The sequence below is a fragment of the Streptomyces sp. NPDC001530 genome, from assembly GCF_042894545.1.
Taxonomy (GTDB): domain Bacteria; phylum Actinomycetota; class Actinomycetes; order Streptomycetales; family Streptomycetaceae; genus Streptomyces.
In genome coordinates this window covers 90,072-114,784 of sequence record NZ_JBIAVS010000023.1, presented here as the reverse complement: position 1 = coordinate 114,784, position 24,713 = coordinate 90,072, and the positions used below count along the sequence as shown (strand labels likewise).

Sequence of the window (24,713 nt, the reverse complement as noted above, 5' to 3'; positions counted from 1 at the left end):
GCGGACGGCGACCGTCATCGCCTCAACCGCGAGTGTGGTGGGCGGAAATCATGTGCGGATCGGCGCTCCGGTTGACAGGCTGAGATCGTGAACCACGAGCACGCCGACATCCCCGGCTCCTCCGCCACGCCCCGGCCTGCGGACTTGATCACCACGCCCGTCACCACGCCCATCACCGCGGACCTCCTGCGCGGTGCGCTCGACCTGGAGCGCACCGCGCAGGGCGTGCTCCCGCACCGGCTGCCCGCCCGGGCCCGTGCCCAGTGCTCCGACGGGCAACTGGCCATGGCGGAGGCCCAGCCCTCCGGCGTACGACTGGTGTTCCGCACCCGGGCCACCGCCGTCGAGCTGGACACACTCCGCACCAAGATGGCCTACCAGGGCGCCCCGCCCCGTCCGGACGGTGTGTACGACCTGCTCGTCGACGGCCGCCTGGCCGGGCAGGCCGGCGTGACCGGCGGCAACGTCCTGATGGTGGACATGGCCACCGGGTCCGCGGAAAACCGGCCGGGTCCGGTCGGCACCGTCCGGTTCGCCGGTCTGCCCGACCATGTGAAGGACGTGGAGATCTGGCTGCCCCACAACGAGATCACCCAGCTGGTGGCCCTGCGCACCGACGCCCCGGTCGAGCCCGTGCCGGAAGGGGGCCGCACGGTGTGGCTGCACCACGGCAGTTCGATCAGCCAGGGCTCCGACGCCGCAAGCCCCAGCACGAGCTGGCCGGCGCTGGCCGCCTCGCTCGGCGGCGCGGACCTGATCAACCTCGGTCTGGGCGGCAGCGCCCTGCTCGACCCGTTCACCGCCCGCGCCCTGCGGGACACCCCCGCGGACCTGATCAGCGTCAAGATCGGCATCAACCTCGTCAACACCGACCTGATGCGTCTGCGCGCCTTCACTCCGGCGGTGCACGGCTTCCTCGACACCCTCCGCGAGGGGCATCCCACCACTCCACTGCTGGTCGTCTCGCCCATCCTGTGCCCCATCCACGAGGACACTCCCGGCCCCAGCGCCCCGGACTTCAGCAACCTCAGCGCAGGAAAGCTCCAGTTCCGGGCCGCGGGCGACCCCGCGGAACGGGCCGCCGGGAAGCTGACCCTCAACGTCATCCGGGACGAACTGGCCCGCCTCGTGAAGCGGCGGGCAGCCGACGACCCCAACCTGCACTACCTCGACGGCCGCGACCTCTACGGCGAGGCGGACTTCGCCGAGCTGCCGCTGCCCGACCAGCTCCACCCGGACGCCGCCACACACCGCCGCATCGGCGAACGCTTCGCCACCCTGGCCTTCGGCACCGACGGACCGTTCACCACCGAGCGCGCCTGAGACGCCCTCCGGGGATCCTTGCGCCGCCTGGCGTAGGCCTGTTGACTCGACGGATGGAGAACTACGGGGGCCAGATGGAGAACTACGGTGTGGAGGCGGAGCACGTCCGCGGCCGGCGCACTCAAGCCGAGCGGGACGCGGTCACCGTCGAGATCGGATACGCCTTGCTCAGCGCCGCGTTCCTGGCGGCCGTCGCGTTCGGCGTCGTGGCCGGACCGGCGCTGGCCTTCGATCTGTCGGATGCGGCGCAGCGGATGCTGGTCGCCTCCGGGGCCGCTCTGGCCGCTCCCCTGTTCCTCCTACGCGTGGCCGGCGTGCTGATCCGCTTCCAGCGTGAGGAGGCGGCTCAGCCCAGCCAGCCCGGCCGTACCAACCCCGACTCGTAGGCGAGGACGACCAGTTGGGCCCGGTCGCGGGCGCCCAGCTTGACCATCGTGCGGCTGACGTGGGTCTTCGCCGTGAGCGGGCTGACGACCAGGCGGCGGGCGATCTCGTCGTTCGAGAGGCCGATGCCGACCAGGGCCATCACCTCCCGTTCCCGCTCGGTGAGTTCGGCGAGGGATTCGGCGGCCGCGGGCTCCTTGGAGCGGGCCGCGAACTCGGAGATCAGTCGGCGCGTCACCCCCGGGGAGAGCAGGGCGTCGCCCTCGACCACCGCCCGTACCGCGCGCAGGAGTTCGTCCGGCTCGGTGTCCTTGACCAGGAACCCGGAGGCGCCGGAGCGGATCGCCTCGAAGACGTACTCGTCCAGTTCGAAGGTGGTGAGCATGACCACCTTGACGTCCTTCAGGTCCGCGTCGTCGGTGATGCGGCGGGTCGCGGCGAGGCCGTCGAGCAGGGGCATCCGGATGTCCATCAGGACGACGTCGGGGCGCAGTTCGCGCACCTTGCGCAGCGCCTCCTCGCCGTCGGCCGCCTCACCGGCCACCTCGATGTCCGGCTGCGCGTCCAGCAGCGCCTTGAAGCCTGCCCTGACCAATGACTGGTCGTCGGCGAGCAGTACGCGGATCACCGGTCCTCCTTGGCCTTCAGCGGCAGTACGGCCAGTACACGGAACCCTCCGTCGTCGCGCGGGCCCGCCTCGATCGTGCCACCCAGGGCCGCGGCCCGCTCCCGCATTCCGGCGAGCCCATTGCCACTGCCGCCGGCCTCCACCCCGGTCGCGGGGCCGTCGTCGTCGATCCGCAACCGCAGCGCGCCCGCCGCGGATTCGAGCCGCACGCGCGCGTGCCGCGATCCGGAGTGCCGTACGACGTTGGTGAGCGCCTCCTGGACGATACGGAAGGCGGCCAGGTCGGCGCCCGGCGGCAGCTTCGGGACCTCGCCCTCGACTTCGACCGTCAGGCCCGCGCCCGCCGCCTGCTCGACGAGTTCGGGGAGCCGGTCGAGTCCCGGCGCCGGGGCGCGCGGCGCCTCGCCCGGCGCACGCAGGGTGTCGAGCACCTGGCGGACCTCACCGAGCGCCTCCTTGCTGGCCGCCTTGATGGTGGTGAGCGCCGTGCGCGCCTGCTCGGGGTCGGAGTCGAGGAGCGCGAGTCCAACACCCGCCTGGACGTTGATCACCGAGATGCTGTGCGCCAGCACGTCGTGCAGCTCGCGGGCGATCCGCAGCCGCTCCTCGTCGGCGCGCCGCTGAGCGGACCGCGCACGCTCGGCACGCTCGCGGGCCCACTGCTCACGGCGTACGCGGACCAGTTCCGACAGCGCCACGATCGCCACGATCCAGGTGGCGATGACGAGTTCCTGACCCCAGGGGGCGGGCCCGTCCCCTGAGGGCGGCAGCCATCGATAGAGCCAGTGCCCCACGAGCACATGCCCGACCCAGAGCATGGCGACCGCCGTCCACGCGGCCCTGCGATGCCCGGCGACCACCGCGCTGAAGCAGCCCACGGCGACGGTGAGGAAGACCGGCCCGTACGGATATCCGGCGCCCAGATAGATCATCGCGGCGGCGGCCGTACCGAAGGCGACGAGCACCGGCCGCCGCTGCCGCCAGAGCAGCAGGCCGCAGCCCACCAGCAGCAGCGCCCGTGCGAAGAGGTCCAGCGGAGCGCGGTCGCCCTCCTGGGAGTGGGCCGCGAAATTGGAGCCGAGGAGCACGAAGGCGGTCACCAGCACCGTGGAGCGCCACGGCCAATGGGCGCGGCGCTCCTTGTCGTCCCAGCGGTTCCACCCGGGCGGCCCGTGCCGCCACCACGCGGGGGGACCGCCCCACGCCGGCGACCTGGGAGTGCGCTGCTCTTCCATGACGGCCACGCTAGACGGGACCGGGCGGCCGTGGCGTCCGCCGGGCGAGGTGATCACACGTACTCCCCGCGGAGTACCGCAGCCGCTGCTTTGCGCATGGCCGGCTTTGCGCATGGCCGGCCATGCGCATGGCCGCGCGCCTAGCGGGCGGCGAGGTCCGCCTCGACGTTGTGCGCCATCGCCGAAAGGACGCGCACGGTCTCGCTGTACTGCTCGGGGGTCAGCCCCGTCAGCACCGTGGCCCGCGTCTCCCGCACACGTGCCTCGATCTCGGCATGGGCGGCGCGGCCCTCGTCGGAGAGGGCGAGCGACAGGCCGGTGGGCCGCGCGGCCGCGCTGGTCCAGCCCCGGGCCGCCAGATCTTCCAGGATGTGGTCGAGGCCCAGCTCGCCCTCGGCCCAGAACGGAGCGAGGGCGGCGGTGAGTTCGTCGCGGTCGGTCTTCCCGAGGCTGAGTGTGTTGAGGACCTGCCAGTGACGACGGCCCACACCGACGTCGGCGAGGGTGACCTCGAACTGTTTCTCCAGCAGTCCGTGCAGGTGCTTGAGCCAGTAGCCGATGGGCTTGGGCGCGGTCATGGAGCCTCCCGAAGCAGGTCGCGTGTCCCGAAGCAGGTCGCGTAAGCTGATCCCTGTATCCATGTAATGCGACATGTAATTGCTTCTTAGCATGCATCGGAGGCGGTGTGCAGGGCAACCCGAGCGAGGACACGGCGGCCATCGAGACGGCGGTCGTCGCCCTGCGTCGCGCACATAGACAGCGCACCCTGGCCCGGCTGTCGGAACGGCGCGGCGAGCGCACCGGGCGTCACGCCGAACTCCCCGACGCGGTCTTCGAACTGCTCGACGCCATCGACTCCGCCGCCGAGCGGGACGCACCGCTGACCGTGACCGAGGCCGCGGCCGCCCTCGGTGTCGACCAGCCGAGGTCGAGCCGCCTCGCCGCACAGGCCCTGAAGGCGGGCCTGCTCCGCCGCGAGGCCGACCAGCGCGACGGGCGCCGCTCCCTGCTCGCGCTCACCACGGAAGGCCACGCGGCACTCGCACGGATCCGCGACTTCCGCCACCGTGTGATCGCCGAGGTCACCGCCGACTGGACCGCCGAGGACCGCGAGGCCCTCGCCCGCCTGCTGACCCGCTTCGTACAGGGCTACGGCGCGCTCAGCGGCCCGGGGGACGAGGGCAGCGAGGACTGAACCGGTCCTCGTACTTCCCGCGTCAGGCTCCGGCCGTCGCGCCGGAACCGCGGGGCGCGCCGGAGCCGCGGTTCTTGCTGGTGGCGCCCGTGGAGGTGGTGGCGCTGGTGGCGCTAACGGTGCCCGTGGAGCCGGCCGCGCCAGTGGCGCCGGTCGGCTGAGGAAACACCAGGCCCACACCCTGGGCGAGTTGATCCACCGCATGCCGGAAGAAGCGCTCGCGATCCTCCACGACCCGGTTGAACTGCCCGAACAGTTCGAAACCGATCAGCCCGTAGAGCTGCGCCCACGCGGCCACGCCCGCCGTGACCACCTCAGGCGGAAGGTCCGGCGCGATATCGGCGGCCATCCGCCGCGCCTCGGCCTTCAGGTCGGCGGGCAGCGGGGGGCGGGCCACCCCCTTGCCCTGATACGCGTCGCGGACGATGCCGATCAGGAGCAGACCCACGCGGGAAGCGGCCGGGATGGTCGCCTCCGGCGCGGTGTACCCGGGCACGGGCGAACCGTAGATGAGCGCGTACTCGTGCGGATGCTCCAACGCCCACCGCCGGGCCGCCACGCACACGGCGATCCAGCGCTCCCGGGGACCGGCGCCGGCGCCGACGACCGCGGCGTGCGCCGACTCCGCGGTCTCGCCAAGGGAGTCGTACGCGTCGATGATGAGCGCGGTCAACAGGTCGTCACGGCTGGGGAAGTAGCGGTACAGCGCGGAGGAGACCATGCCGAGCTCGCGGGCCACGGCCCGCAGCGAGAGCTTGGCGGCACCCTCCGCCGCGAGCTGTCTGCGCGCCTCGTCCTTGATGGCCGCGGTGACCTCGACCCTGGCTCGGGCCCGTGCCCCTCGTGCGGTACTCATGCGGGGCAGTGTGCCACGTTTTCAGAGCAGTGCACACAAAAGAGAGCGGTGCTCCGCAACCGGAGCAGTGCTTCCGAGCCAGATTGGCGCACCAAAGGGAGAGCGTCGCTCAAAAAAGAGAGCAGTGCTCTTGCTTTGGATCGTCGATCTGGCGCAGACTTCTCTCAAGCGAGAGCAGTGCTCACAAAAGGAAGCAGCGCTCTCCCAATCGATGGGGGTCACCATGTCCGCACACGTCCAGAAGCCCGGTTGGTTCACCGTGAACGTCTTCAATCGCGCCGTGGCCTGGATGACCCGCCGCGGTATCAGCATCTGGGGCTCCCGGGTCCTGGCCGTCCGCGGTCGCAAGAGCGGCGAGTGGCGCACGACCCCGGTCAATCTGCTCACGGTGGACGGAGAGCAGTACCTGGTCGCCCCCCGCGGTCACGTCCAGTGGACGCACAACATGCGGGCCGCGGGAGGCGGCGAGCTGCGCCTCGGCAAGAACGTGGACGCGTTCACCGCGACCGAGATCGCCGACGACGACAAGGTCCCGCTGCTGCGCGCCTACCTGAAGCGCTGGAAGGCCGAAGTCGGCGTCTTCTTCAACGGCGTCGGCCCCGACTCATCCAACGAGGAGCTGCGCCGCATCGCCCCCGACCACCCGGTCTTCCGCATCACGGTCAAGAGCTGACCGCTGGTCAAGAGCTGACCTCTGGCCCCTGAGGGGTCGCCCGGCGGCCCGAGGGGTCACGTGTCGAGCCTGTCGAGCCTGTCGAGCCTGTCGAGCCTGTCGAGCCCCAGGATCGCGCGTCGAGCCCCAGGGTCACGCGTCGAGCCGAAGGGTCACCTGTCGAGCGCGGTCAGGGCGCGCCCGGCCATCGGGTGGGTGCGGACGAGCTCGCCGAGCGAGGTCGAACCGCGCGTTATCCCCGTGAAGGCCTTCCAGGCGGGCCGGAAGCTGGTGATCGCCGCGTGGAACATGCCCGGCCGCCGCTCGAAGACCGTCAGCAGGCGCTTGCCGACGCTCATCTCGACGCCGAGCCCCGCCTTGATCGCGAAAGCGTAGTTCAAGGCCTGGCGCCGGGTGTCCACCGCGTCGTGCGCCTCCGCGATCCGTACCGCCCACTCCCCCGCGAGCCGTCCGGAGCGCAGTGCGAAGGAGATGCCCTCGCGGGTCCAGGGCTCGAGCAGTCCCGCCGCGTCACCGCACACCAGCACCCGGCCGCGCGAGAGCGGCGAGTCATCGGCACGGCAGCGCGTCAAGTGGCCGGAGGAGACGGCCGGTTCGAAGCCGGCGAGCCCGAGGCGGGCGATGAAGTCCTCCAAGTACCGCTTGGTGGCGGCGCCTTCACCGCGCGCGGAGATCACCCCGACCGTGAGCGTGTCGCCCTTCGGGAACACCCACCCGTAACTGCCGGGCATGGGCCCCCAGTCGATCAGGACCCGTCCCTGCCAGTCCTCGGCGACCGTCTCCGGCACCGGGATCTCCACCTCCAGGCCGAGATCGACCTGTTCGAGCTTCACGCCGACGTGCGCCCCTATCCGGCTGGCGCTGCCGTCGGCGCCGACAACCGCCCGCGCCAGCACGGTCTCGCCGCCCTGCAGCACGACGGCGACGGTGCGCCGGTCCGGTACGGCGGAGCCGTGCTGTTCGACCCGCGAGACCGTCACGCCCGTCCGCAGCTCGGCGCCCGCCTTCTGGGCGTGCTCGACGAGCTGCTGGTCGAACTCGGGCCGGTTGATCAGCCCGAACAGCGTCTGCTTGGAGCGGCGGGTCCGCACGAAGCGGCCGTCGAGCGAGAACGTGACCGCGTGCACCCGGTCCTGGAGCGGCAGCTCGAAGCCGGGCGGCAGCGCGTCGCGCGAGGGGCCGATGATGCCGCCGCCGCACGTCTTGTAGCGGGGCAGCTCCGCCTTCTCCAGGAGCAGGACGCTGCGTCCCGCGACCGCTGCCGCGTAGGCGGCCGAGGCCCCGGCGGGCCCGGCGCCGACCACGACGACGTCCCACACCCGCTGCCCGTCGTCCGCCGAAGAGTTCTCGCTGCTCACGATGGTCTACTGCTCCCAGTCCAGCCGTCTGCCGCTCCTGCCTCCCGCATCCTACGGCGGGCATCGCCGCAGGCCGCTGTGGGAGGATCGGCAGCGCGGGCGCCCTGCACACCAGTACGCGCCTACGCACCGCACGATCATCTGTACACAGAAGTACAACGTCGCACCTACAAGGAGCGTGCCCATGTCGTCGAATCCGGTCGCCGAGACCGTCGCCTCGCTCATGCCCCGGGCGAAGGCGGAGCTCACCGAGCTGGTGGCCTTCAAGTCGGTGGCGGACTTCGACCAATATCCCAAGAGCGAGAGTGAGGGCGCCGCGAACTGGGTCGCCGACGCGCTGCGCGCCGAGGGCTTCCAGGACGTGGCACTGCTCGACACCCCCGACGGCACGCAGTCGGTGTACGGCTACCTGCCCGGGCCGGAGGGCGCGAAGACCGTCCTGCTGTACGCGCACTACGACGTGCAGCCGCCGTTGGACGAAGCGGCCTGGGTGACGCCGCCGTTCGAGCTGACCGAGCGCGACGGCCGCTGGTACGGACGCGGCAGCGCCGACTGCAAGGGCGGCGTCATCATGCATCTGCTCGCCCTGCGCGCGCTGAAGGCGAACGGCGGCGTTCCGGTGCACGTCAAGGTGATCGTCGAGGGTTCGGAGGAGCAGGGCACGGGCGGCCTGGAGCGGTACGCCGAGGAGCACCCGGAGCTGCTGACCGCCGACACCATCGTCATCGGCGACGCCGGCAACTTCCGGGCCGGTCTGCCGACGGTCACCGCGACCCTGCGCGGCATGACCCTCATACGCATCCAGGTGGACACCCTGGAAGGCAACCTGCACTCGGGGCAGTTCGGCGGCGCCGCTCCCGACGCGCTGGCCGCGCTGATCCGCGTACTGGACTCGCTGCGGGCCGAGGACGGTTCGACGACGGTCGACGGGCTGACGGCCGACCAGGCGTGGGACGGGCTGCAGTACGAGGAAGGGGCGTTCCGCGAGGACGCCAAGGTGCTCGACGGCGTGCAGCTCATCGGCTCCGGCACGGTCGCCGACCGCGTCTGGGCCCGTCCGGCCGTCACCGTCCTCGGCATCGACTGCCCGCCGGTCGTCGGCGCGACCCCGTCCGTGCAGGCGGCCGCCCGCGCGCTGGTCAGCCTGCGGGTGCCGCCGGGCATGGACGCGGCCGAGGCGACCAAGCTGCTGCAGGCCCACGTGGAAACGCACACGCCGTGGGGCGCACGGGTGAGCACCGAGCAGATCGGCCAGGGCCAGGCGTTCCGCGCCGACACCTCCAGCCCCGCGTACGCGTCGATGGCCGAGGCCATGTCGGTCGCCTACCCGGGCCAGGAGATGCAGTACGCGGGCATGGGCGGCTCCATCCCGCTCTGCAACACGCTCGCCTCGCTGTACCCCCAGACGGAGATCCTCCTCATCGGTCTGAGCGAGCCGGAGGCGCAGATCCACGCGGTGAACGAGGGTGTCTCGCCGGACGAGCTGGAGCGCCTCTCGGTCGCGGAGGCGCTGTTCCTGCGCAACTACGCGGCGAGCTGAGCACTCTGCCCACAGGGGTACATAGGGGACGCCCCAGGTGACCTCTCGTGGTGGGCCCCCGCCATCGGGCCGGGGGCCCACCACGGCGTTCCGGAAGCAGCCGCGGGCGGCCAACTCCTGGGAATGGCAAGCTTGTCACGGTGACGAGCCCCGAGACGGCGCACGCGACGCGCCTCAGCGCCCACAGCGAGGTCTCCACCTCCCTGGCCCTGTGCGGCGACAGCGAACTGGCCGGACTGGTGGAGGCGGCGACGCCCCTGGGCACCGGCATCGGCGGGAGATCCGCACTGCTGGATGTCGCCGGAACCCCGGTCTTCGTGAAGCGGGTGCCGCTCACCGATCCGGAGCGACGGCCGGAGCACGCCCGGTCCACGGCCAACGTCTTCGGGCTTCCGCCTTTCTGCCAGTACGGCATCGGCGGTCCGGGCTTCGGGGCCTGGCGTGAGCTCGCCGTGCACACGATGACGACGAACTGGGTACTGGCCGGGCAGTTCGGGGGCTTCCCCCTGATGTACCACTGGCGGGTGCTGCCCGACACCGTGCAACCCCTGCCCGAGGAACTGGCCGACGTCGAGCGGGCGGTCGCCTACTGGGGCGGTTCCCAGCAGGTGCGCCATCGGATCGAGGCCCTCCGCACCGCTTCGGCGAGCGTCGCACTGTTCCTGGAGTACATCCCGTACAACCTCCACGACTGGCTCGGCACCCGGTTCGAGGGCAAGGGGGTCTGCTCCCTGGTGGAGCGGGGCCTGGAGGCCGGTGTCTCCTTCATGAACGCACGCGGACTCCTGCACTTCGACGCGCACTTCGAGAACATCCTCACCGATGGCCGACGGCTGTACTTCGCGGACTTCGGCCTCGCGCTCTCCTCGCGTTTCCCACTCTCCCGCGCCGAACGCGAGTTCTTCGACCGGCACGAGTCCTATGACCGTTCCTACACGCGGACGTACTTGGTGAACTGGCTGGTCACCGCCCTGTACGGGTACGGGAGGGAGGAGCGGGAGGCATTCGTGCGCGCCTGGGCCGAGGGCGAGCATCCCGACGGCGTCCCGACGGAGGTCGCCTCGATCCTCACCCGCCACGCCCCCCTCGCCACCGTCATGGGCGACTTCAACCGCAGGCTGCTGCAGGACAGCCGGCAGAACCCGTACCCCTGGGAAGAGCTGAGCCGGCTCGGTCAGAGCGGTCCGACGCTCTCCGCGTAGTGGCAGGCCACGAGGTTCCCGCCGCCTCGGTCGACCAGTTCCGGCACCTGGTCAACGCAGGCGACGCGCTCGCTCTCCGTCAGATCGTTCGCGTGCGCGCGCGTGTCCCTCCTTCAACCGGGGGTGGATCCGGTCCTGTTGGTGGGTTCCTTCTCGGAGCTCCACACGCCGAGCAAAGTCACGACGTCAGCCGACCGGGACCCCGGCCTCCAGATAGAGCGCCGCCCCGCGCTCACGGGCCCTGAGGGCCCAGCGCAGCCGTTCGTAGCGCACGGGCGGCAGCAGATCGGCCGCCTCCTGCTCGGTGACGAAGCGCCAGTCCCGCAACTCGGGCCCGGGCAGCAGCAGTCGCCGGGCGGCTGCCGTGTCGAGGTGGCCGCCGTCGAAGAGGAGGCGCAGACCGCCGAAGCCGGGCGGGGCGGGCGACTCCCAGTCGACGACGAGGAGCGGGGGCACGTCGTCGAGCGTGATGCCGGTCTCCTCGGCGACCTCGCGGATGCCCGCGCGCGCCGGGGCCTCGCCGGGTTCCACGACGCCTCCGGGGAATTCCCAGCCGGCCTTGTACGTCGGGTCGACGAGCAGCACCCGGTCCTGCTCGTCGAAGAGGAGGACCCCCGCGGCGACGGTCTCCGCGGTGGGCTCGGGGGTCTGCACGATGTCGCACACGGGCGCGTCCCCGGTGCGTACGGCTTCGGCGATGCGCAGGGCGGTGTCGTAGGGGGTGAGCGCGCTGGTGTCCACGGGGTGGGCGTCGGCGGTGAGCCAGGAGGCGAGCGCGGCGCGGTAGGGCTCGATGTGGTCGTAGGACCACTGGCGCACGCGCATTTCACCGTCGGGCAGGTCCGGGGGCACCGCGCGCCCGGCTATTCGCTCGCGCAGGATCGTTTCCGCCGGGGCGAGGAGCACATGCCGTACGGGAATCCGGCGTGCGGCGAGGCCGCCGAAGATCTCGTCGCGGTACTCCTGGCGGAGCAGGGTCATCGGGACCACGAGGACGCCGCCGAGTTCGGCGAGCATGGCGGCCGCGGTGTCGACCACGAGGCGTCGCCAGATCGGCAGGTCCTGGAAGTCGCCGACCTCGGCGAGGCGTTTGGGCGGCAGCAGGTGCGTGAGTGCGCCGCCGATGACCTCGGGGTCGAAGAGCGTGCTGTTCGGGATCAGCTCGATCAGTTCCCGTGCGGTGGTGGTCTTCCCCGCACCGAACGCACCGTTGATCCAGACGATCACGGTTCCCCCTCTTCTGTTGGCCCCCTGTGGCTTGCCCGCTCCACCCTGCCACGGAAACCAGGTCCTGATGAGGGAGCCGACACGGCGGCGCCGGTGCCCTGTCCCAGGGGCGCCGGCGCCGTCGTACCGAGGCCTTCGGCTCAGCCGTTCTGGCCGCCCGGCGCGTTCTCGTCCACGGCCAGGCTGTCGCTGCTGACCGTGTGATCGAGGGTGCTGAGTGTGTCGCTGACGTTGAGATCCCCCAGGGCGTCGCCGTCGAGGGCGTGGGAGGGGGTGATCGCCGCGACGACGAACCCGGTGGCGAGGGAGGCGATGGCGAGCATGCTGCGCTTCTTCATGCCCGGTTCAACTACGGAGCCGACGACGAGTCACGGGTAGGTCACGCAACTTCATCTCACCCTCATCGGACACATCCACGGCACTACCTTCATCCCACTCGAAACATCCCAGGGGGGACGAGATGACCAACCCGCACACAACACCACACACACCACCCACACCACACACGCCGCCCACCCCGACCGCCCGCACCGCTCCGAGATGGGCCCGCAAGCGCTACGTCCTGCCCGCCCTCCTCGTGACCCTCTTCATAGGCGTCGGCATCGGCACGAGCGACGGGGACGACAAGGAGGCCACCGCGGCGAAGCCCCGTCCGACGGCCACGGTCACCACCACGGCCATGGCGACGGCCACGGCGACCGCGACGCAGACGGTCACGGCGACGCCCTCCGCCACCGTGACGGTACGCACGACGAAGACCGTACGAGCGACGGTCACCGCACAGGCCGCCACGGACGACGGCGGCACCGACGACAACAGTGGCGGGGGCGCCGTGTACTACGAGAACTGCGACGCCGCCCGCGCGGCGGGGGCCGCGCCCGTGCACGCGGGAGACCCCGGCTACGGGCGCCATCTCGACCGTGACGGGGATGGCGTCGGATGTGAGTGAGGACGAGGTCAGCCCTTGGTCGACCCCAGCGTCAGCCCTGCGATGAAGTGCCGTTGCAGCAGCAGGAAGACGAGGATCGTCGGGAGGGCGACGAGGACTGAGCCTGCGGCGAGCAGGTTGTAATCCGTAAAAAACTGGCCGCGGAGGTTGTTCAGGGAGGACGTGATGGGGAGCTTGTCGGGGTTGGAGATGAAGATCAGGGCCCAGAGGAAGTCGTTGTAGATCCAGGTGAATTCGAGGGTGCCGAGGGCGGCGAGGGCAGGGCGGCACAGGGGCAGGGTGATGCGCCAGAACTGGGTCCAGACGCCCGCGCCGTCGACGATGGCGGCCTCCAGGATCTCCTGCGGAAGCGTGCGCATGAAATTGGCGAGTACGAAGACGCAGAAGCCCAGCTGGAAGCCGATGTTGACGAGGATGACGGCCCAGTAGGAGTCGTACATCGTGAGCGAGTCGGACATCCACCACGGCAGCGGGACCTTGTTGAAGAGGACGTACAGCGGGGTCACGATCACCTGCTGGGGCAGCAGGTTGCCCGCCGTGAAGAACATCAGGAGCACCAGGCCGCCGCGCAGCTTCAGGCGGGAGACCGCGAAGGCGACGAACGAGGCCAGGAAGAGCGTGATGATGACGCCGGGTACGGCGATCAGCAGGGTGTTGGTGAAGTACTTGCCCATGCCGGACTCGGTGTAGGCCCGGCGGTAGTAGTCGAAGGACAGGTGCTTGGGGAAGGAGAAGTAGCCGTGCTGCGCCGTTTCCTCGTACGGGCGCAGCGATGCGTAGACGGCGAGGAGCAGGGGGGCGAGGAAGGCCAGGGAGACGCCCATCAGGAAGATGTGCACTCCGAAGCGGCCGGGGCGCGGCCTGCGGCGGGGTGTCGGCTTCTGCGCCGCCGGGGGAGCCGGGCGGGTGGGCGCGCCGGCGCGGATGTCGGCTGTCATCGGTCGCGGGCACCTCGCAGCTCTTGGACCAGGAACGTCACGATGAACCCCAGGGAGACGGTGAGCAGGACGACCGCGATCGCCGAGCCGAATCCGATGCGGCTGGCCTCGCCGATGATGTTGTCCGTGATGAGGACCGAGAGAAGTTCCAGGCCGTTGCGTCCCTTGTTCACCGCGTAGACGATGTCGAACGCGCGCAGCGCCTCGATGACGGTGATCACGCCGACGATGACGTTGACGGGGCGCAGGGTCGGGAAGACGACGCGGAAGAAGGTCTGGCGCTCGTTCGCGCCGTCGATCGCGGCCGCTTCCTTCAACTGCGGGTCGACGGACTTGAGTCCGGCGAGGTAGAGGATCATGACGTAGCCGGTGTGCCGCCAGCTCGCCGCGATCATCATCATCCAGAGGTTGAGGTGCGAGTCGCCGAGCCAGTCGATCGGGTCGTCGTGGTTGTTCAGGATGGTGTTGACCACGCCCTGGTCGGTGCCCAGGACCAGTTGGGCGATGAAGCCGACGATGGCGAGGGACAGGACGACGGGCAGGTAGATCGTCGACTGGTAGAAGCGGCTGAAGCGGACACCCCGGTCGATGAGGACGGCCAGGAACAGGCCGAAGGGGGTCGCGATCAGGCCGAGGAAGAGCAGCCACAGGACGTTGTGGCGGACGGCCGGCCAGAAGACCGGGTAGTTCTCGACCATGTTCTTGTAGTTGTCGCCGCCGACCCAGTGGACGTCGCCGACGCCGTCCCAGGACGTGAAGGAGAGCCCGATGGAGGCGAGCGTCGGGCCCCAGATGATGACGATGTCGAGCAGGATCGGTATGCCGAGGAGCACGCCGAGGACGACGACGTCGCGGCGGGTGAACCGCCGCAGCCGCCGCCCTCCGGCGCGCCGTGGGATGTTGAGCGCCACGGAACGTCTTCCCCCAGGTTCAGCCGACGGGCGACGAGAAGATGGTCTTCTTCTGCCGTTCGATGCTGTTGCAGAGACCGTCGACGTCCTTCGGATTGCCGATGAAGTCCTGGATCGCCTTGATCATCACGGTCGAGGCGAAGTCGGGTCGGGTGTCGCGGTCCATGAACTGTGAGATCTGTTTGGCGCCGGAGACGAGCTGGGCCGACTTCTTCTGCAGGGCGCTGTACTTGGAGGTGTCGGCGCCGTCGTTGACCGCCACATTGTTGGGGTCGAGGGCGAGGTAGGTGTCCTCGGCCTTGGGCGTGCCCAGCCATTTCAGCAACGCCTTTGCGCCGTCCAGGTTCTTCGACTTCCTGGCGACGAGGAAGCCGTCGATGGGCGCCTCCACGGCGTCCTGCGCGTACTGCGGGTCGATCTCGGGGAAGGCGAAGAAGTCGATGTCGTCGCGTTCGCTCGCAGGGAACTGGGTGCCGGGGTGCGGCATTCCGAAGACCGCCATGCCGGTCTTGCGCTGCTGGAGGCTCTGCCCGGCCTCCTCCCAGGTACGGCCGAGGGCGCCCTTCTGGTAGTACGGCATGAGTTCGCGCCAGGTGTCGAAGACGTTCTTGACCTTGGTGTCGGTCCACGACTCCTTGCCCGCCATCAGGGACTTGTGGAAGTCGTATCCGTTCAGGCGCATGTTGATGTAGTCGAAGGTGCCCATGGCGGGCCAGCCGTCCTTGTCGCAGAAGGCGACCGGAATACCGTCCTTGGACATCTTCTTGGCGAGCGCGATGAACTCGTCCCAGGTCTTGGGCTGTTGATATCCCTGCTTCTGGAAGAGGCTCTTCCGGTGGAAGACGGCCCACGGGTAGTAGTAATAGGGCACGAAGTACTGTTTGCCCGCGTGCGTGGACTGTTCCTTGAGTGCGTCCGAGAATCCGCTGAAGCCGCTCCACACGTCACTGATCTCGTGCAGGAGCCCTTTCTCCGCGAAGTACTGCATGCGGTATCCGGCGAACCACATGAAGACGTCGTCGGGCGTGCCCTGGAGATAGCGGTTGATGTTCTCCTGGAAGTCGTTGTGGTCCTTGGTGTTGACCTTGACCTTCTTGCCGGACTTCTTCTCGTACGCCGCGAAGGCCGCCGCGTACGCCTTCTTGGGGACCGCGTCCGACGCGTTGGACCCCACGGTCACTTCGTTCTTGTTTCCGCCAGGTCCGTCGCCGCACGCGGACAGCAGGGCGGGGAGTGTGAGCGCGCCGGCTCCGACGGCCGTACCACGCAAGAGATTTCGCCGGGACATCCGATGTCCTGTCGTGCCTCCGGGCACGATGAGCCCCTTCAACGATGACTGTGCCATGTCCCCCTCCTCGGGGTGCCACCCAACACAACCGAACGCGAGGCTTGGATCTCACTCCCAAGTGGCAGTGGCGTCAAGGGTTCTGACGAGATATCGAACAACCGTTACCACTTCTCTTCCAACAGAGTCCGACACGTCCTACCGTAAACGCGCACCGTTGTCGCGAACATGCAGACATCCCATCTCTCGCGAGTTCGGAGGAACGTAACGATGCGTCACCTTCACACCCGCACAACCCGCCGAAGAGTGGTCGGAGCGCTCGCCGCAGGACTGTTGTGTACGACCGGGCTCATCTCACCCGCGTTCGCCGCGCCCAAACAGGACCCCGTCTCGCCCACGTTGGCGGACGGTCTCGCCCTCACCCCGCCGATGGGCTTCAACAACTGGAACTCCACGCACTGCCGCGCCGAGTTCAACGAGGCCATGGTCAAGGGGATCGCGGACATCTTCGTCGACAAGGGCCTCAAGGACGCCGGGTACCAGTACGTCAATCTGGACGACTGCTGGGCCCTCCCGGCACGGGACGCGAACGGCAAGTTGGTGCCCGACCCGGTGCGATTCCCGAATGGAATCAAGGCGGTTGCCGACTACGTGCACGCCAAGGGGCTCAAGCTCGGCATCTACACCAGCGCGGGCACCAAGACGTGCAACAGCGCGGGATTCCCCGGCGCGCTCGGCCACGAGTACAGCGACGCCCAGCAGTTCGCGGACTGGGGTGTCGACTACCTCAAGTACGACAACTGCAACAACCAAGGCGTCGACGCCAAGGTGCGGTACACGACCATGCGTGACGCTCTGAAAGCGACCGGCCGCCCCATCGTCTACAGCATTTGCGAGTGGGGCGAGAACAAACCCTGGGAATGGGCGTCGGACGTCGGACATCTGTGGCGTACGACCGGTGACATCAGCGACAGTTGGGGCTCGATGCTGTCGATCCTCAAGCAGAACCTGCCGCTCGCCCAGTACGCCGGTCCGGGGCACTGGAACGACCCGGACATGCTGGAGGTCGGCAACGGCGGCATGACCGACACCGAGTACCGCTCGCACTTCTCCATGTGGTCGGTCATGGCCGCACCGCTGCTCATCGGCTCCGATCTGCGCAAGGCGTCCGCCGCGACCTTCGACATCCTCGACAACAAGGAGGTCATCGCGATCGATCAGGATCCGCTGGGCAGGCAGGGCACGGTGGTCTCCTCCGAGGGCGGCCGCTGGGTCGTCGCCAAGGAGATGAAGGACGGCAGCCGGGCGGTCGCGCTGTTCAACGAGTCCGGCAGCGCACAGCGGATCGCCACAACCGCGGGGGCCGTCGGCCTGCCCGCGGCCGACGCGTACACGCTGCGCGATCTGTGGCAGCACAAGAGCTACAACACCGCGGGCACGATCTCGGCCACCGTCCCCGCGCACGGCACCGTGCTGGTACGTGTCTCGGTCGACGACAGGTGGGCCATGAACCCGCCCGCCGTCGAACTCGGCCTGGACGGCAGCCCGTTGGTCGAGGCGGGCAAGACGGCCGCGCTGACGTCGACGGTCACGGACCTCGGCCGTACGCCCGCGCAGCGCGTGTCCGTGACGCTGAGCGGGCCCGAAGGCTGGACGGTCAGGGCGACGTCGCCGACCACCGCGGGCCAGGTGACTACGGGCCGTTCGCTGCGTACGTCGTGGCAGGTCACGGCGCCAGGCGGCACGGCCACGGGCTCGTACGACCTGACGCTGAAGGCGAGTTACCGCTCGCCGACCGGTGTACGTGCCGAGAGCGTGCTGCCGCTGAAGGCCTCCGTAGTGGTGGCGCCGCCGTCGGGGGTCTCCTCTCTCGGTGACCTGCCGTGGCTGTCAACGACCAATGGATGGGGGCCGGTTGAGCGCAACACCAGCAATGGTGAGAGCGCGGCGGGCGACGGTCATCCGATCACTCTCGGCGGAGTCGTGTACGCCAAGGGGCTCGGCGTGCACGCCGAGAGCGCCGTCGAGTACTACACCGGCAAGGCGTGCGAGACGGTCACCGCGGAGGTCGGCGTCGACGACGAGAAGGGGGCCAAGGGCACCGTCGTCTTCGAGGTCTGGGCCGACGGGACGAAGGTCGCCTCGACCGGCGTCCTCACCAACGCGATGCCGGCCCAGCCGATCACGGCCGACGTCACCGGCGCCCAGGTGGTCCGCCTCGTCGTCACCGACGGCGGCGACGGCATCGACTCGGACCACGCGGACTGGGCGAACGCCCAGCTCAGCTGCTGAAGCCACGGAGGCGGGGCGACGTCCCGTCGGCCGGGCCCCCACGCTCGCCGTATCCGTCGGCTTCGCCCTGAGCCCTGAGCCCTGAGCCCTGAGTGAGGAGAGGGCGGTCGGGGGATTGTTTTCGCCCCCTCCGCCCCTTCCCGTCCCGCCCCTGGGGCTCCGCCCCAGACCCCGCTCCTCAACCGCCGGAGGGGCTGAAATATGCCCGCGATGGAGGGGCTGGAAGCGGCCGGGCCCCGGCCGCCCGGAGATCGCGTCGGACTCAGGCCGCGGTCGCGCTCGGGTTCCTGCTGAGCGCGGCCGCCGCCGCGCCGACGAGACCGGCGTCCGTGCCCATCAGGGCGGGCGCCACGGTCAGGCGCCGTACGAAGGACAGCGTCGCGTAGTCCGCCAGCGCCTTGCGGAGCGGCGTGAACAGGACGTCGCCCGCCTTGCCCACTCCCCCGCCGACGACGGCGATGTCGATCTCGACGAGGGTCGCGGTGGCCGCGATGCCGGCGGCGAGCGCCTGCGCGGCCCGTTCGAAGGAGGCCACCGCGACCGGGTCGCCCGCGCGGGCGGCCTCGGCCACCGCGGCGGCCGAGGTGTCACCGTCGGGGCCGGGCCGCCAGCCGCCCTCCAGCGCGCGGCGCGCGATGTTCGGGCCGCTCGCGATGCCCTCGACGCAGCCCCGGGAGCCGCACGGGCAGGGATCGCCGTCGAGGTCGACGCTGATGTGCCCGATGTGGCCGGCGTTGCCGGTGGGGCCGGGGTGCAGTTGTCCGTTCAGGACGAGCCCGCCGCCGACGCCCGTCGACACGACCATGCACAACGCGTTGTCGTGTCCGCGGGCGGCGCCCTGCCAGTGCTCGGCCGCCGTGATGGCCACGCCGTCGCCGATCAGCTCGACGGGCAGCCCCGCCGTGGCCTTGCGGACCCGCTCGACCAGCGGGTAGTCGCGCCAGCCCGGAACATTCACCGGGCTCACCGTGCCCGCGGAGGCGTCCACCGGGCCCGCACTGCCAATGCCGACGGCCCGCGCTCCGCTCCACAGCGGGGAGACCGTCAGCTCGCCGATCACGTCCTCGACGGCCCGCATCACGGTGTCGCCTTCCTCCTGCGCGGGCGTCGCGCGCTGCGCGCGCAGGAGGATCCGGCCGTGGCCGTCCACCAGCGCTCCGGCGATCTTGGTGCCGCCGATGTCGAGCGCGGCCACGAGGTCGGTGTGCATCAGAGTCAGGTCTCCCGGTGAACCTTGAGAAAAGGGCAGGCCGGTCTCGCGGTGGGGGCGCAGGCCGGAGATTGCGCTGGACAGTCTCTCCCGCATCTGACAACGTTGTCCAGGCTCTATGCTCGACGCCACATCCTCTTACAACCCCATGGACCGACGCATCCCCGTGGACGACAGGACAGGACAGCACATCGTGGCCGAGACCGCCCGCCGAGCAGACCGCCTCTCCGGAACTCGCTACGGAAACCGTCCGACCATGAAGGACGTGGCGGCGCGTGCGGGAGTCGGCCTCAAGACGGTCTCGCGCGTAGTCAACGGTGAACCGGGTGTCACCCCGGACACCGAGCGCCGCGTCCAGGAGGCCATCGAGGCGCTGGGCTTCCGCCGCAACGACAGCGCGCGGGTGCTGCGCAAGGGCCGCACCGCGAGCATCGGCCTCGTCCTGGAGGACCTCGCGGACCCGTTCTACGGGCCGCTGAGCCGCGCGGTCGAGGAGGTGGCCCGCGCCCATGGCGCCCTGCTGATCAACGGCTCGAGCGCCGAGGACCCGGACCGCGAGCAGGAACTGGTCCTCGCGCTGTGCGCGCGCCGTGTGGACGGGCTCGTGGTCATTCCGGCCGGTGACGACCACCGCTATCTGGAGCCCGAGATAAAGGCGGGCGTCGCCACGGTCTTCGTGGACCGCCCGGCCGGAAAGATCGACGCCGACGTCGTGCTGTCGGACAGCTTCGGCGGCGCCCGTGACGGCGTCGCCCACCTCATCGCGCACGGTCACCGCCGGATCGGCTTCATCGGCGACATGCCCCGCATCCACACCGCCGCCGAGCGGCTGCGCGGCTACCGCGCCGCCATGGAGGACGCGGGCATACCGGTTGAGGACGCGTGGATGTCCCTGGGCGTCACCGACCCGCAGCGGGTGCGGAAGGCGGCCGAGGACATGCTCTCCGGCCCCTCCCCCGTCACCGCGATCTTCGCCGGCAACAACCGTGTCACCGTCACGGTCGTCCGCGTCATCGCCGAGCGCGGCCGCCCCGTCGCCCTCGTCGGCTTCGACGACATCGAGCTCGCCGACCTCCTCCAGCCCGGCGTCACCGTCGTCGCCCAGGACGCCGCCGCCCTCGGCCGCACCGCCGCCGAACGCCTCTTCCGCCAGCTCGACGGCACCCTCGTCACCCCGGAACGCATCGAACTCCCGACCCGCCTGATCACCCGCGGCTCGGGCGAACTCCCGCCCGCGCACTGAGCCATGGGCGCCCCGGATCCCCGTACGCTCGAAGCCCTCGGCCTCGCCGAGGCGCCGCGCGACCATCCGTTGAGCTATCCGGGCGCCTGGCCCGAGCAGTCCGGACTCCTGGACGGGGACCGACTGTTACCCCTGACACGCCTGGTGTACGAGGACCGCGTCCCGGTCGTCGCGGTCGGCTCCAACGCCTGCCCCGGCCAACTCCGGCACAAGATGGCGGAGTACGAGGTCTCCGGCACGATCCCGATGGTGAAGGCGCGGGTTGCCGCCATCGGCGTCGGCGTCTCGGCCCACGTGAGTCTGCTGGGGTACGTGTCCGCGTCGCCGTTCCACGCGCCGGGCACCGTCGGCGAGTTGTTCCTCACCTGGCTCGACTCGGCCCAGCTCGCCGTGGTCGACGCCAGCGAGGGAGTTTCCGCGGCGGCCGGGGCGTACGACCGTGCCTGGCTTCCCTCGTCCGACATCCGGATCGAGCTGGAGTCCGGAGAGCTGCTGCCCGGTGCGTACGTCTACGTCAACCGGCGTGGGGTGCTTCGCGACGGAGCCGGGGTGCCCCGGGCGCATCCGGGCGAGCGTGTGCTGCTCGCCTCGCTCCTCGCGGCGTCTCCGCGGCTGCGGGAGCTGTTCGGAAAGACGCCGGAGGAGTTCTGCGCGCGGGCGCGCTTCGATGCGGAGCTGTGCGCCCGGGGTACCCGACTGTTCGCCGAGGAGCGGCTCACCATGGCTTCCGGCCTGGAGAGATACGTATAGGTGGGTCGCTCCGTCTTCAACGTACCGGCCGCATGTGGCTGGTCGCGCCCACGCGGCGGAGTCGCATGATGCCGCAGTCCCGCGTCCCTCAAGGGGCGCTCTCTACTTCCCGGAGATGGTCAGGTCTCCCCGCCTCGGTGCCGCAAAGCCCTCCAAGTCGGCTCGCGTCAGGCCCGTCACCCTCGCGACCTCCGCGATGTCCAGGGCGCCGCAGTCCAGGCCGCGCAGGAGGTAGCCGCTGAGGGCCTTGGCGGTGGCGGGCTCGTCCATGACGTCGCCGGCGGCGTGGTTGGCGTAGCGGGCGAGGCGGGCGGCGGCCTGTTCGAAGCCCTCGCGGTAGAAGGCGAAGACGGCGGCGTAGCGGGTCGGGATGTGGCCCGGGTGCATGTCCCAGCCCTGGTAATAGGCGCGGGCCAGGGCGCGGCGGGTGAGGCCGTAGTGCAGGCGCCAGGCGTCGTGGACCTTCTCGGTCGGGCCGATCGGGAGGACGTTCGTGGAGCCGTCGGAGACGCGTACACCTGTGCCCGCGGCCGCGACCTGCATGATCGCCTTGGCGTGGTCGGCGGCGGGGTGGTCGCTGGCCTGGTAGGCGGCGGAGACGCCGAGGCAGGCGCTGTAGTCGAAGGTGCCGTAGTGCAGGCCGGTGGCGCGGCCCTCGGCGGCCTGGATCATGCGGGCGACGGTGGCGGTGCCGTCGGTGGCGAGGATGGACTGGCTGGTCTCGATCTGGATCTCGAAGCCGATCCGGCCGGGCTCGAGACCGCGCGCCTTCTCGAACTCCTCCAGGAGCCGGACCATCGCGGTGACCTGCTCCGCGTATGTCACCTTCGGCAGCGTCAGGACGAGCCCGTCGGGCAGGCTGCCGGCCTCCATCAGGCCGGTGAGGAAGATGTCGAGCGTACGGATGCCCCGGTCGCGTACCGGCGCCTCCATGCACTTCATGCGGATGCCCATGTACGGGGCCGCCGTGCCGTTCTCGTACGCCTGCGCGATCAGACGGGCCGCACGGGCCGCCGCCGCGTCCTCCTCGGCGTCCGGGCGCGGCCTGTAGCCGTCCTCGAAGTCGACGCGCAGGTCTTCGATGGGTTCGCGCTCCAGCTTGGCCCGTACGCGGTCGTAGACGGGCTCGGCGAGCTCGTCGGACAGACCGAGGACCGCGGCGAAGGAGGCGGCGTCCGGGGCGTGCTCGTCGAGGGCGGCGAGGGCCCGGTCGCCCCAGGAGCGGATGGTGTCGGCGGCGAACACGTCACCGGGGACGTACACGGTGTGGACGGGCTGCCGGGTGCCGGGGTCTCCGGGGTAGCGGCGCTCCAGCTCGGCGTCGACCGGGGCGAGGGAGGCGCTGATCTCCTCGCTGATGGCGCCCGCGAGGCTCGTCGCCACGTTCTCCTGCTGACCCTGACCCATCCCACACCCTCCACTTTTCCGCAGTACGGAATCAACAATCCGTAGAATGAAGTTATCTGGGGATCTTCCTGCCGGTCAACACCCTCTTGGATCGCGGGACACCCCGATGCCCTGGCCCGTTCACTCTTGTCTCTGTTCCTTCTTCCACACTGCGGTGCACACGCTTCATCCTGACTCGCGACCGAAGGAGCACGCGTGTCGAACTCCACCAGAGTGACCCGGCGCATGGGGCTCAGGACCGCGGCGGCCGCCGCGATCGCCATGCCCCTGCTCAGCACGGCGCAGGCCTCCGCCACCCGGCGCGGCGGCCGCCGCCTGGACGTCATGAGCTTCAACCTCCGCTTCGCCGGCACCGCCGAGCCCAACAGCTGGGCCGCGCGCCGCCCGGTGATGCGCGAACTCTTACGCCGGGAGACTCCCCACGTCATGGGCACCCAGGAGGGCCTCTACCCGCAGGTGCGCGACATCGCCGCCGACCTCGGACCGCACTACGACTGGATCGGCACGGGCCGCGCGGGCGGCAGCCGCGACGAGTTCATGACCGTCTACTACGACACCCGTCGCCTCGAACCGGCCGAGTACGACCACTTCTGGCTCTCCGACACCCCCGAGGTGATCGGTTCGAACACCTGGGGCGGCGTCTGCATCCGCATGGTCACCTGGGTCCGCTTCCGCGATCTGCGGGACGGGAAGCGGGAGTTCTACTTCCTCAACACCCACCTGGACAGCGGGAGTCAGAACGCACGCGCGCGTGCAGCCGGATTGATCACTCAACGGATCGGGGGGCTCGACCGTTCCCTGCCGCTGATCGTGACCGGCGACTTCAATGTCGCGGCCCACAAGAATCCGGTCTACGACGAGATGCTGGGCGCCGGCCTCGTCGACACCTGGGACACGGCGGCCGAGCGCGGCCCGCTCTACGCCACCTTCCACGGCTACAAGCCGCTGGTGCCTGACGGCGACCGGATCGACTGGATCCTCGCCACGCCGGGCGTGACCACACACCGGGCGGCGATCAACACGTTCTCCCTGAACGGTCAGTTCCCGAGCGACCATCTGCCCGTGCAGGCCTCACTGGCCCTGGCATGAGCAGAGGCCCCCGCGACCGCGACGGTCGCAGGGGCCTCGCACCTCGGGGAGGCTCAGCCCTTGCGGGACTTGATCTCCTCGGTCAGCTGCGGGACGACGTCGAAGAGGTCGCCGACCACGCCGTAGTCGACCAGGTCGAAGATCGGGGCCTCGGCGTCCTTGTTGATCGCCACGATCGTCTTCGACGTCTGCATACCGGCGCGGTGCTGGATCGCGCCGGAGATGCCGGAGGCGATGTACAGCTGCGGCGACACGCTCTTACCGGTCTGGCCGACCTGGTTGGAGTGCGGGTACCAGCCGGCGTCGACCGCGGCGCGCGAAGCGCCCACGGCGGCACCGAGGGAGTCGGCGAGCGCCTCGATGATCGAGAAGTTCTCGGCGCCGTTGACGCCACGGCCGCCGGAGACCACGATCGCGGCCTCGGTCAGCTCGGGGCGACCGGTCGACTCGCGCGGGGTGCGCGCGGTGACCTTGGTGCCGGTGGCCTTCTCGGAGAAGGAGACCGCGAGGGCCTCGACGGCGCCTGCGGCCGGGGCGGCCTCCACGGGAGCCGAGTTCGGCTTGACCGTGATGACCGGGGTGCCCTTGGAGACACGGGACTTGGTGGTGAAGGAGGCGGCGAACGCGGACTGCGTGGCCACCGGACCCTCGTCACCGGCCTCCAGGTCGACGGCGTCGGTGATGATGCCGGAGCCGATACGGACCGCGAGACGGGCCGCGATCTCCTTGCCCTCGGCGGAGGACGGGACCAGCACGGCGGCCGGGGAGACGGCCTCGTACGCGGCCTGCAGCGCGTCGACCTTCGGTACGACCAGGTAGTCGGCGTACTCGGCGGCGTCGTGCGTGAGGACCTTCACCGCGCCGTGCTCGGCGAGCGCGGCGGCGGTGTTCTCGGCACCGGAGCCGAGGGCGACGGCGACGGGCTCACCGATGCGGCGGGCCAGCGTCAGCAGCTCCAGGGTGGGCTTGCGGACGGCGCCATCCACGTGGTCGACGTAGACGAGAACTTCAGCCATGG

The 24,713-nt window shown here is 70.2% G+C and carries 24 protein-coding genes; 11 read left to right on the top strand and 13 right to left on the bottom strand.

Annotation, left to right across the window (positions count from 1 at the left end):
• Positions 1 to 144: 144 nt before the first annotated feature.
• Together ACFY0T_RS38750 and ACFY0T_RS38745 are read left to right on the top strand one after the other, a co-directional pair.
• Complete coding sequence (locus ACFY0T_RS38750) at positions 145 to 1,323, top strand: GDSL-type esterase/lipase family protein (RefSeq protein WP_388882207.1); 1,179 nt, start codon at positions 145 to 147, stop codon at positions 1,321 to 1,323.
• Positions 1,324 to 1,376: 53 nt separating this feature from the next.
• A complete protein-coding gene (locus ACFY0T_RS38745; protein ID WP_388881965.1) occupies positions 1,377 to 1,709 on the top strand; it encodes a DUF6332 family protein in 333 nt (110 codons plus the stop codon).
• Here ACFY0T_RS38745 and ACFY0T_RS38740 read toward each other — a convergent pair.
• From ACFY0T_RS38740 to ACFY0T_RS38730, 3 genes are all read right to left on the bottom strand, one after another.
• A complete protein-coding gene (locus ACFY0T_RS38740) occupies positions 1,670 to 2,335 on the bottom strand; it encodes a response regulator (protein WP_388881962.1) in 666 nt (221 codons plus the stop codon). The genes ACFY0T_RS38745 and ACFY0T_RS38740 overlap by 40 nt on opposite strands.
• On the bottom strand, positions 2,332 to 3,570 hold the full coding sequence (locus tag ACFY0T_RS38735; protein WP_388881959.1) for a histidine kinase: 1,239 nt from the start codon (positions 3,568 to 3,570) through the stop codon (positions 2,332 to 2,334). The genes ACFY0T_RS38740 and ACFY0T_RS38735 overlap by 4 nt, the downstream gene beginning before the upstream one ends.
• A gap of 140 nt (positions 3,571 to 3,710) precedes the next feature.
• The gene (locus tag ACFY0T_RS38730; protein WP_388881956.1) at positions 3,711 to 4,148 is read right to left on the bottom strand and encodes a MarR family winged helix-turn-helix transcriptional regulator; all 438 of its coding nucleotides are present in this window, start codon (positions 4,146 to 4,148) and stop codon (positions 3,711 to 3,713) included.
• Between the two features lie 107 nt (positions 4,149 to 4,255).
• On the opposite strand from ACFY0T_RS38730, the gene ACFY0T_RS38725 reads away from it, so the two are divergent.
• On the top strand, positions 4,256 to 4,765 hold the full coding sequence (locus tag ACFY0T_RS38725) for a MarR family winged helix-turn-helix transcriptional regulator (RefSeq protein ID WP_388881953.1): 510 nt from the start codon (positions 4,256 to 4,258) through the stop codon (positions 4,763 to 4,765).
• A gap of 22 nt (positions 4,766 to 4,787) precedes the next feature.
• Here ACFY0T_RS38725 and ACFY0T_RS38720 read toward each other — a convergent pair whose 3' ends face one another.
• A complete protein-coding gene (locus tag ACFY0T_RS38720; RefSeq protein ID WP_388881950.1) occupies positions 4,788 to 5,621 on the bottom strand; it encodes a TetR/AcrR family transcriptional regulator in 834 nt (277 codons plus the stop codon).
• Positions 5,622 to 5,844: 223 nt separating this feature from the next.
• Between ACFY0T_RS38720 and ACFY0T_RS38715 the strand changes: the two genes are divergently transcribed.
• Positions 5,845 to 6,294, top strand: coding sequence for a nitroreductase family deazaflavin-dependent oxidoreductase (locus ACFY0T_RS38715; RefSeq protein WP_388881947.1), 450 nt, complete (start codon positions 5,845 to 5,847; stop codon positions 6,292 to 6,294).
• Between the two features lie 152 nt (positions 6,295 to 6,446).
• On the opposite strand, the gene ACFY0T_RS38710 is transcribed toward ACFY0T_RS38715, so the two are convergent.
• Entirely contained in the window at positions 6,447 to 7,652 is a 1,206-nt protein-coding gene (locus tag ACFY0T_RS38710; protein ID WP_388881945.1) for a geranylgeranyl reductase family protein, read from the bottom strand.
• A gap of 184 nt (positions 7,653 to 7,836) precedes the next feature.
• On the opposite strand from ACFY0T_RS38710, the gene ACFY0T_RS38705 reads away from it, so the two are divergent.
• Positions 7,837 to 9,192, top strand: a complete 1,356-nt coding sequence (locus ACFY0T_RS38705; RefSeq protein ID WP_388881942.1) for a dipeptidase — start codon at positions 7,837 to 7,839, stop codon at positions 9,190 to 9,192.
• A 140-nt stretch (positions 9,193 to 9,332) separates the two neighbouring features.
• Complete coding sequence (locus ACFY0T_RS38700; protein ID WP_388881939.1) at positions 9,333 to 10,394, top strand: protein kinase family protein; 1,062 nt, start codon at positions 9,333 to 9,335, stop codon at positions 10,392 to 10,394.
• A gap of 186 nt (positions 10,395 to 10,580) precedes the next feature.
• On the opposite strand, the gene ACFY0T_RS38695 is transcribed toward ACFY0T_RS38700, so the two are convergent.
• Together ACFY0T_RS38695 and ACFY0T_RS38690 are read right to left on the bottom strand one after the other, a co-directional pair.
• Positions 10,581 to 11,621: an NUDIX domain-containing protein gene (locus tag ACFY0T_RS38695; RefSeq protein WP_388881936.1), complete on the bottom strand. Its 1,041-nt coding sequence runs from the start codon at positions 11,619 to 11,621 to the stop codon at positions 10,581 to 10,583.
• A gap of 140 nt (positions 11,622 to 11,761) precedes the next feature.
• Positions 11,762 to 11,959, bottom strand: a complete 198-nt coding sequence (locus tag ACFY0T_RS38690; protein WP_388881933.1) for a hypothetical protein — start codon at positions 11,957 to 11,959, stop codon at positions 11,762 to 11,764.
• 122 nt (positions 11,960 to 12,081) lie between these two features.
• Here ACFY0T_RS38690 and ACFY0T_RS38685 point away from each other — a divergent pair, with 122 nt between their 5' ends.
• Positions 12,082 to 12,570, top strand: a complete 489-nt coding sequence (locus ACFY0T_RS38685) for an excalibur calcium-binding domain-containing protein (RefSeq protein WP_388881930.1) — start codon at positions 12,082 to 12,084, stop codon at positions 12,568 to 12,570.
• 8 nt (positions 12,571 to 12,578) lie between these two features.
• On the opposite strand, the gene ACFY0T_RS38680 is transcribed toward ACFY0T_RS38685, so the two are convergent.
• The 3 genes from ACFY0T_RS38680 to ACFY0T_RS38670 are packed head-to-tail and all read right to left on the bottom strand — an operon-like array spanning position 12,579 to position 15,707.
• A complete protein-coding gene (locus ACFY0T_RS38680) occupies positions 12,579 to 13,508 on the bottom strand; it encodes a carbohydrate ABC transporter permease (RefSeq protein WP_388881927.1) in 930 nt (309 codons plus the stop codon).
• Positions 13,505 to 14,419, bottom strand: a complete 915-nt coding sequence (locus ACFY0T_RS38675; protein WP_388881924.1) for a carbohydrate ABC transporter permease — start codon at positions 14,417 to 14,419, stop codon at positions 13,505 to 13,507. Before ACFY0T_RS38675 ends, ACFY0T_RS38680 begins: the two co-directional genes overlap by 4 nt.
• 19 nt (positions 14,420 to 14,438) lie before the next feature.
• A complete protein-coding gene (locus ACFY0T_RS38670) occupies positions 14,439 to 15,707 on the bottom strand; it encodes an ABC transporter substrate-binding protein (protein WP_388882204.1) in 1,269 nt (422 codons plus the stop codon).
• 267 nt (positions 15,708 to 15,974) lie between these two features.
• On the opposite strand from ACFY0T_RS38670, the gene ACFY0T_RS38665 reads away from it, so the two are divergent.
• Positions 15,975 to 17,996 (top strand): NPCBM/NEW2 domain-containing protein, encoded by a 2,022-nt coding sequence (locus tag ACFY0T_RS38665; protein WP_388881921.1) that lies wholly within the window; start codon positions 15,975 to 15,977, stop codon positions 17,994 to 17,996.
• 262 nt (positions 17,997 to 18,258) lie between these two features.
• On the opposite strand, the gene ACFY0T_RS38660 is transcribed toward ACFY0T_RS38665, so the two are convergent.
• Positions 18,259 to 19,206, bottom strand: a complete 948-nt coding sequence (locus ACFY0T_RS38660) for an ROK family protein (RefSeq protein ID WP_388881918.1) — start codon at positions 19,204 to 19,206, stop codon at positions 18,259 to 18,261.
• A gap of 148 nt (positions 19,207 to 19,354) precedes the next feature.
• On the opposite strand from ACFY0T_RS38660, the gene ACFY0T_RS38655 reads away from it, so the two are divergent.
• A complete protein-coding gene (locus ACFY0T_RS38655) occupies positions 19,355 to 20,449 on the top strand; it encodes a LacI family DNA-binding transcriptional regulator (protein ID WP_388881915.1) in 1,095 nt (364 codons plus the stop codon).
• A gap of 3 nt (positions 20,450 to 20,452) precedes the next feature.
• A complete protein-coding gene (locus ACFY0T_RS38650; RefSeq protein ID WP_388881912.1) occupies positions 20,453 to 21,199 on the top strand; it encodes a hypothetical protein in 747 nt (248 codons plus the stop codon).
• 102 nt (positions 21,200 to 21,301) lie between these two features.
• Here the strand turns inward: ACFY0T_RS38650 and ACFY0T_RS38645 are convergent, their stop codons facing one another.
• Positions 21,302 to 22,606 carry a DUF6986 family protein gene (locus ACFY0T_RS38645; RefSeq protein ID WP_388881910.1) on the bottom strand — a complete coding sequence of 435 codons (1,305 nt, stop codon included), beginning with the start codon at positions 22,604 to 22,606 and terminating at the stop codon, positions 21,302 to 21,304.
• A 195-nt stretch (positions 22,607 to 22,801) separates the two neighbouring features.
• Here ACFY0T_RS38645 and ACFY0T_RS38640 point away from each other — a divergent pair, with 195 nt between their 5' ends.
• On the top strand, positions 22,802 to 23,695 hold the full coding sequence (locus ACFY0T_RS38640) for an endonuclease/exonuclease/phosphatase family protein (protein WP_388881907.1): 894 nt from the start codon (positions 22,802 to 22,804) through the stop codon (positions 23,693 to 23,695).
• A 53-nt stretch (positions 23,696 to 23,748) separates the two neighbouring features.
• Here ACFY0T_RS38640 and ACFY0T_RS38635 read toward each other — a convergent pair whose 3' ends face one another.
• Positions 23,749 to 24,711, bottom strand: a complete 963-nt coding sequence (locus tag ACFY0T_RS38635; protein WP_388881904.1) for an electron transfer flavoprotein subunit alpha/FixB family protein — start codon at positions 24,709 to 24,711, stop codon at positions 23,749 to 23,751.
• Positions 24,712 to 24,713: the final 2 nt, after the last annotated feature.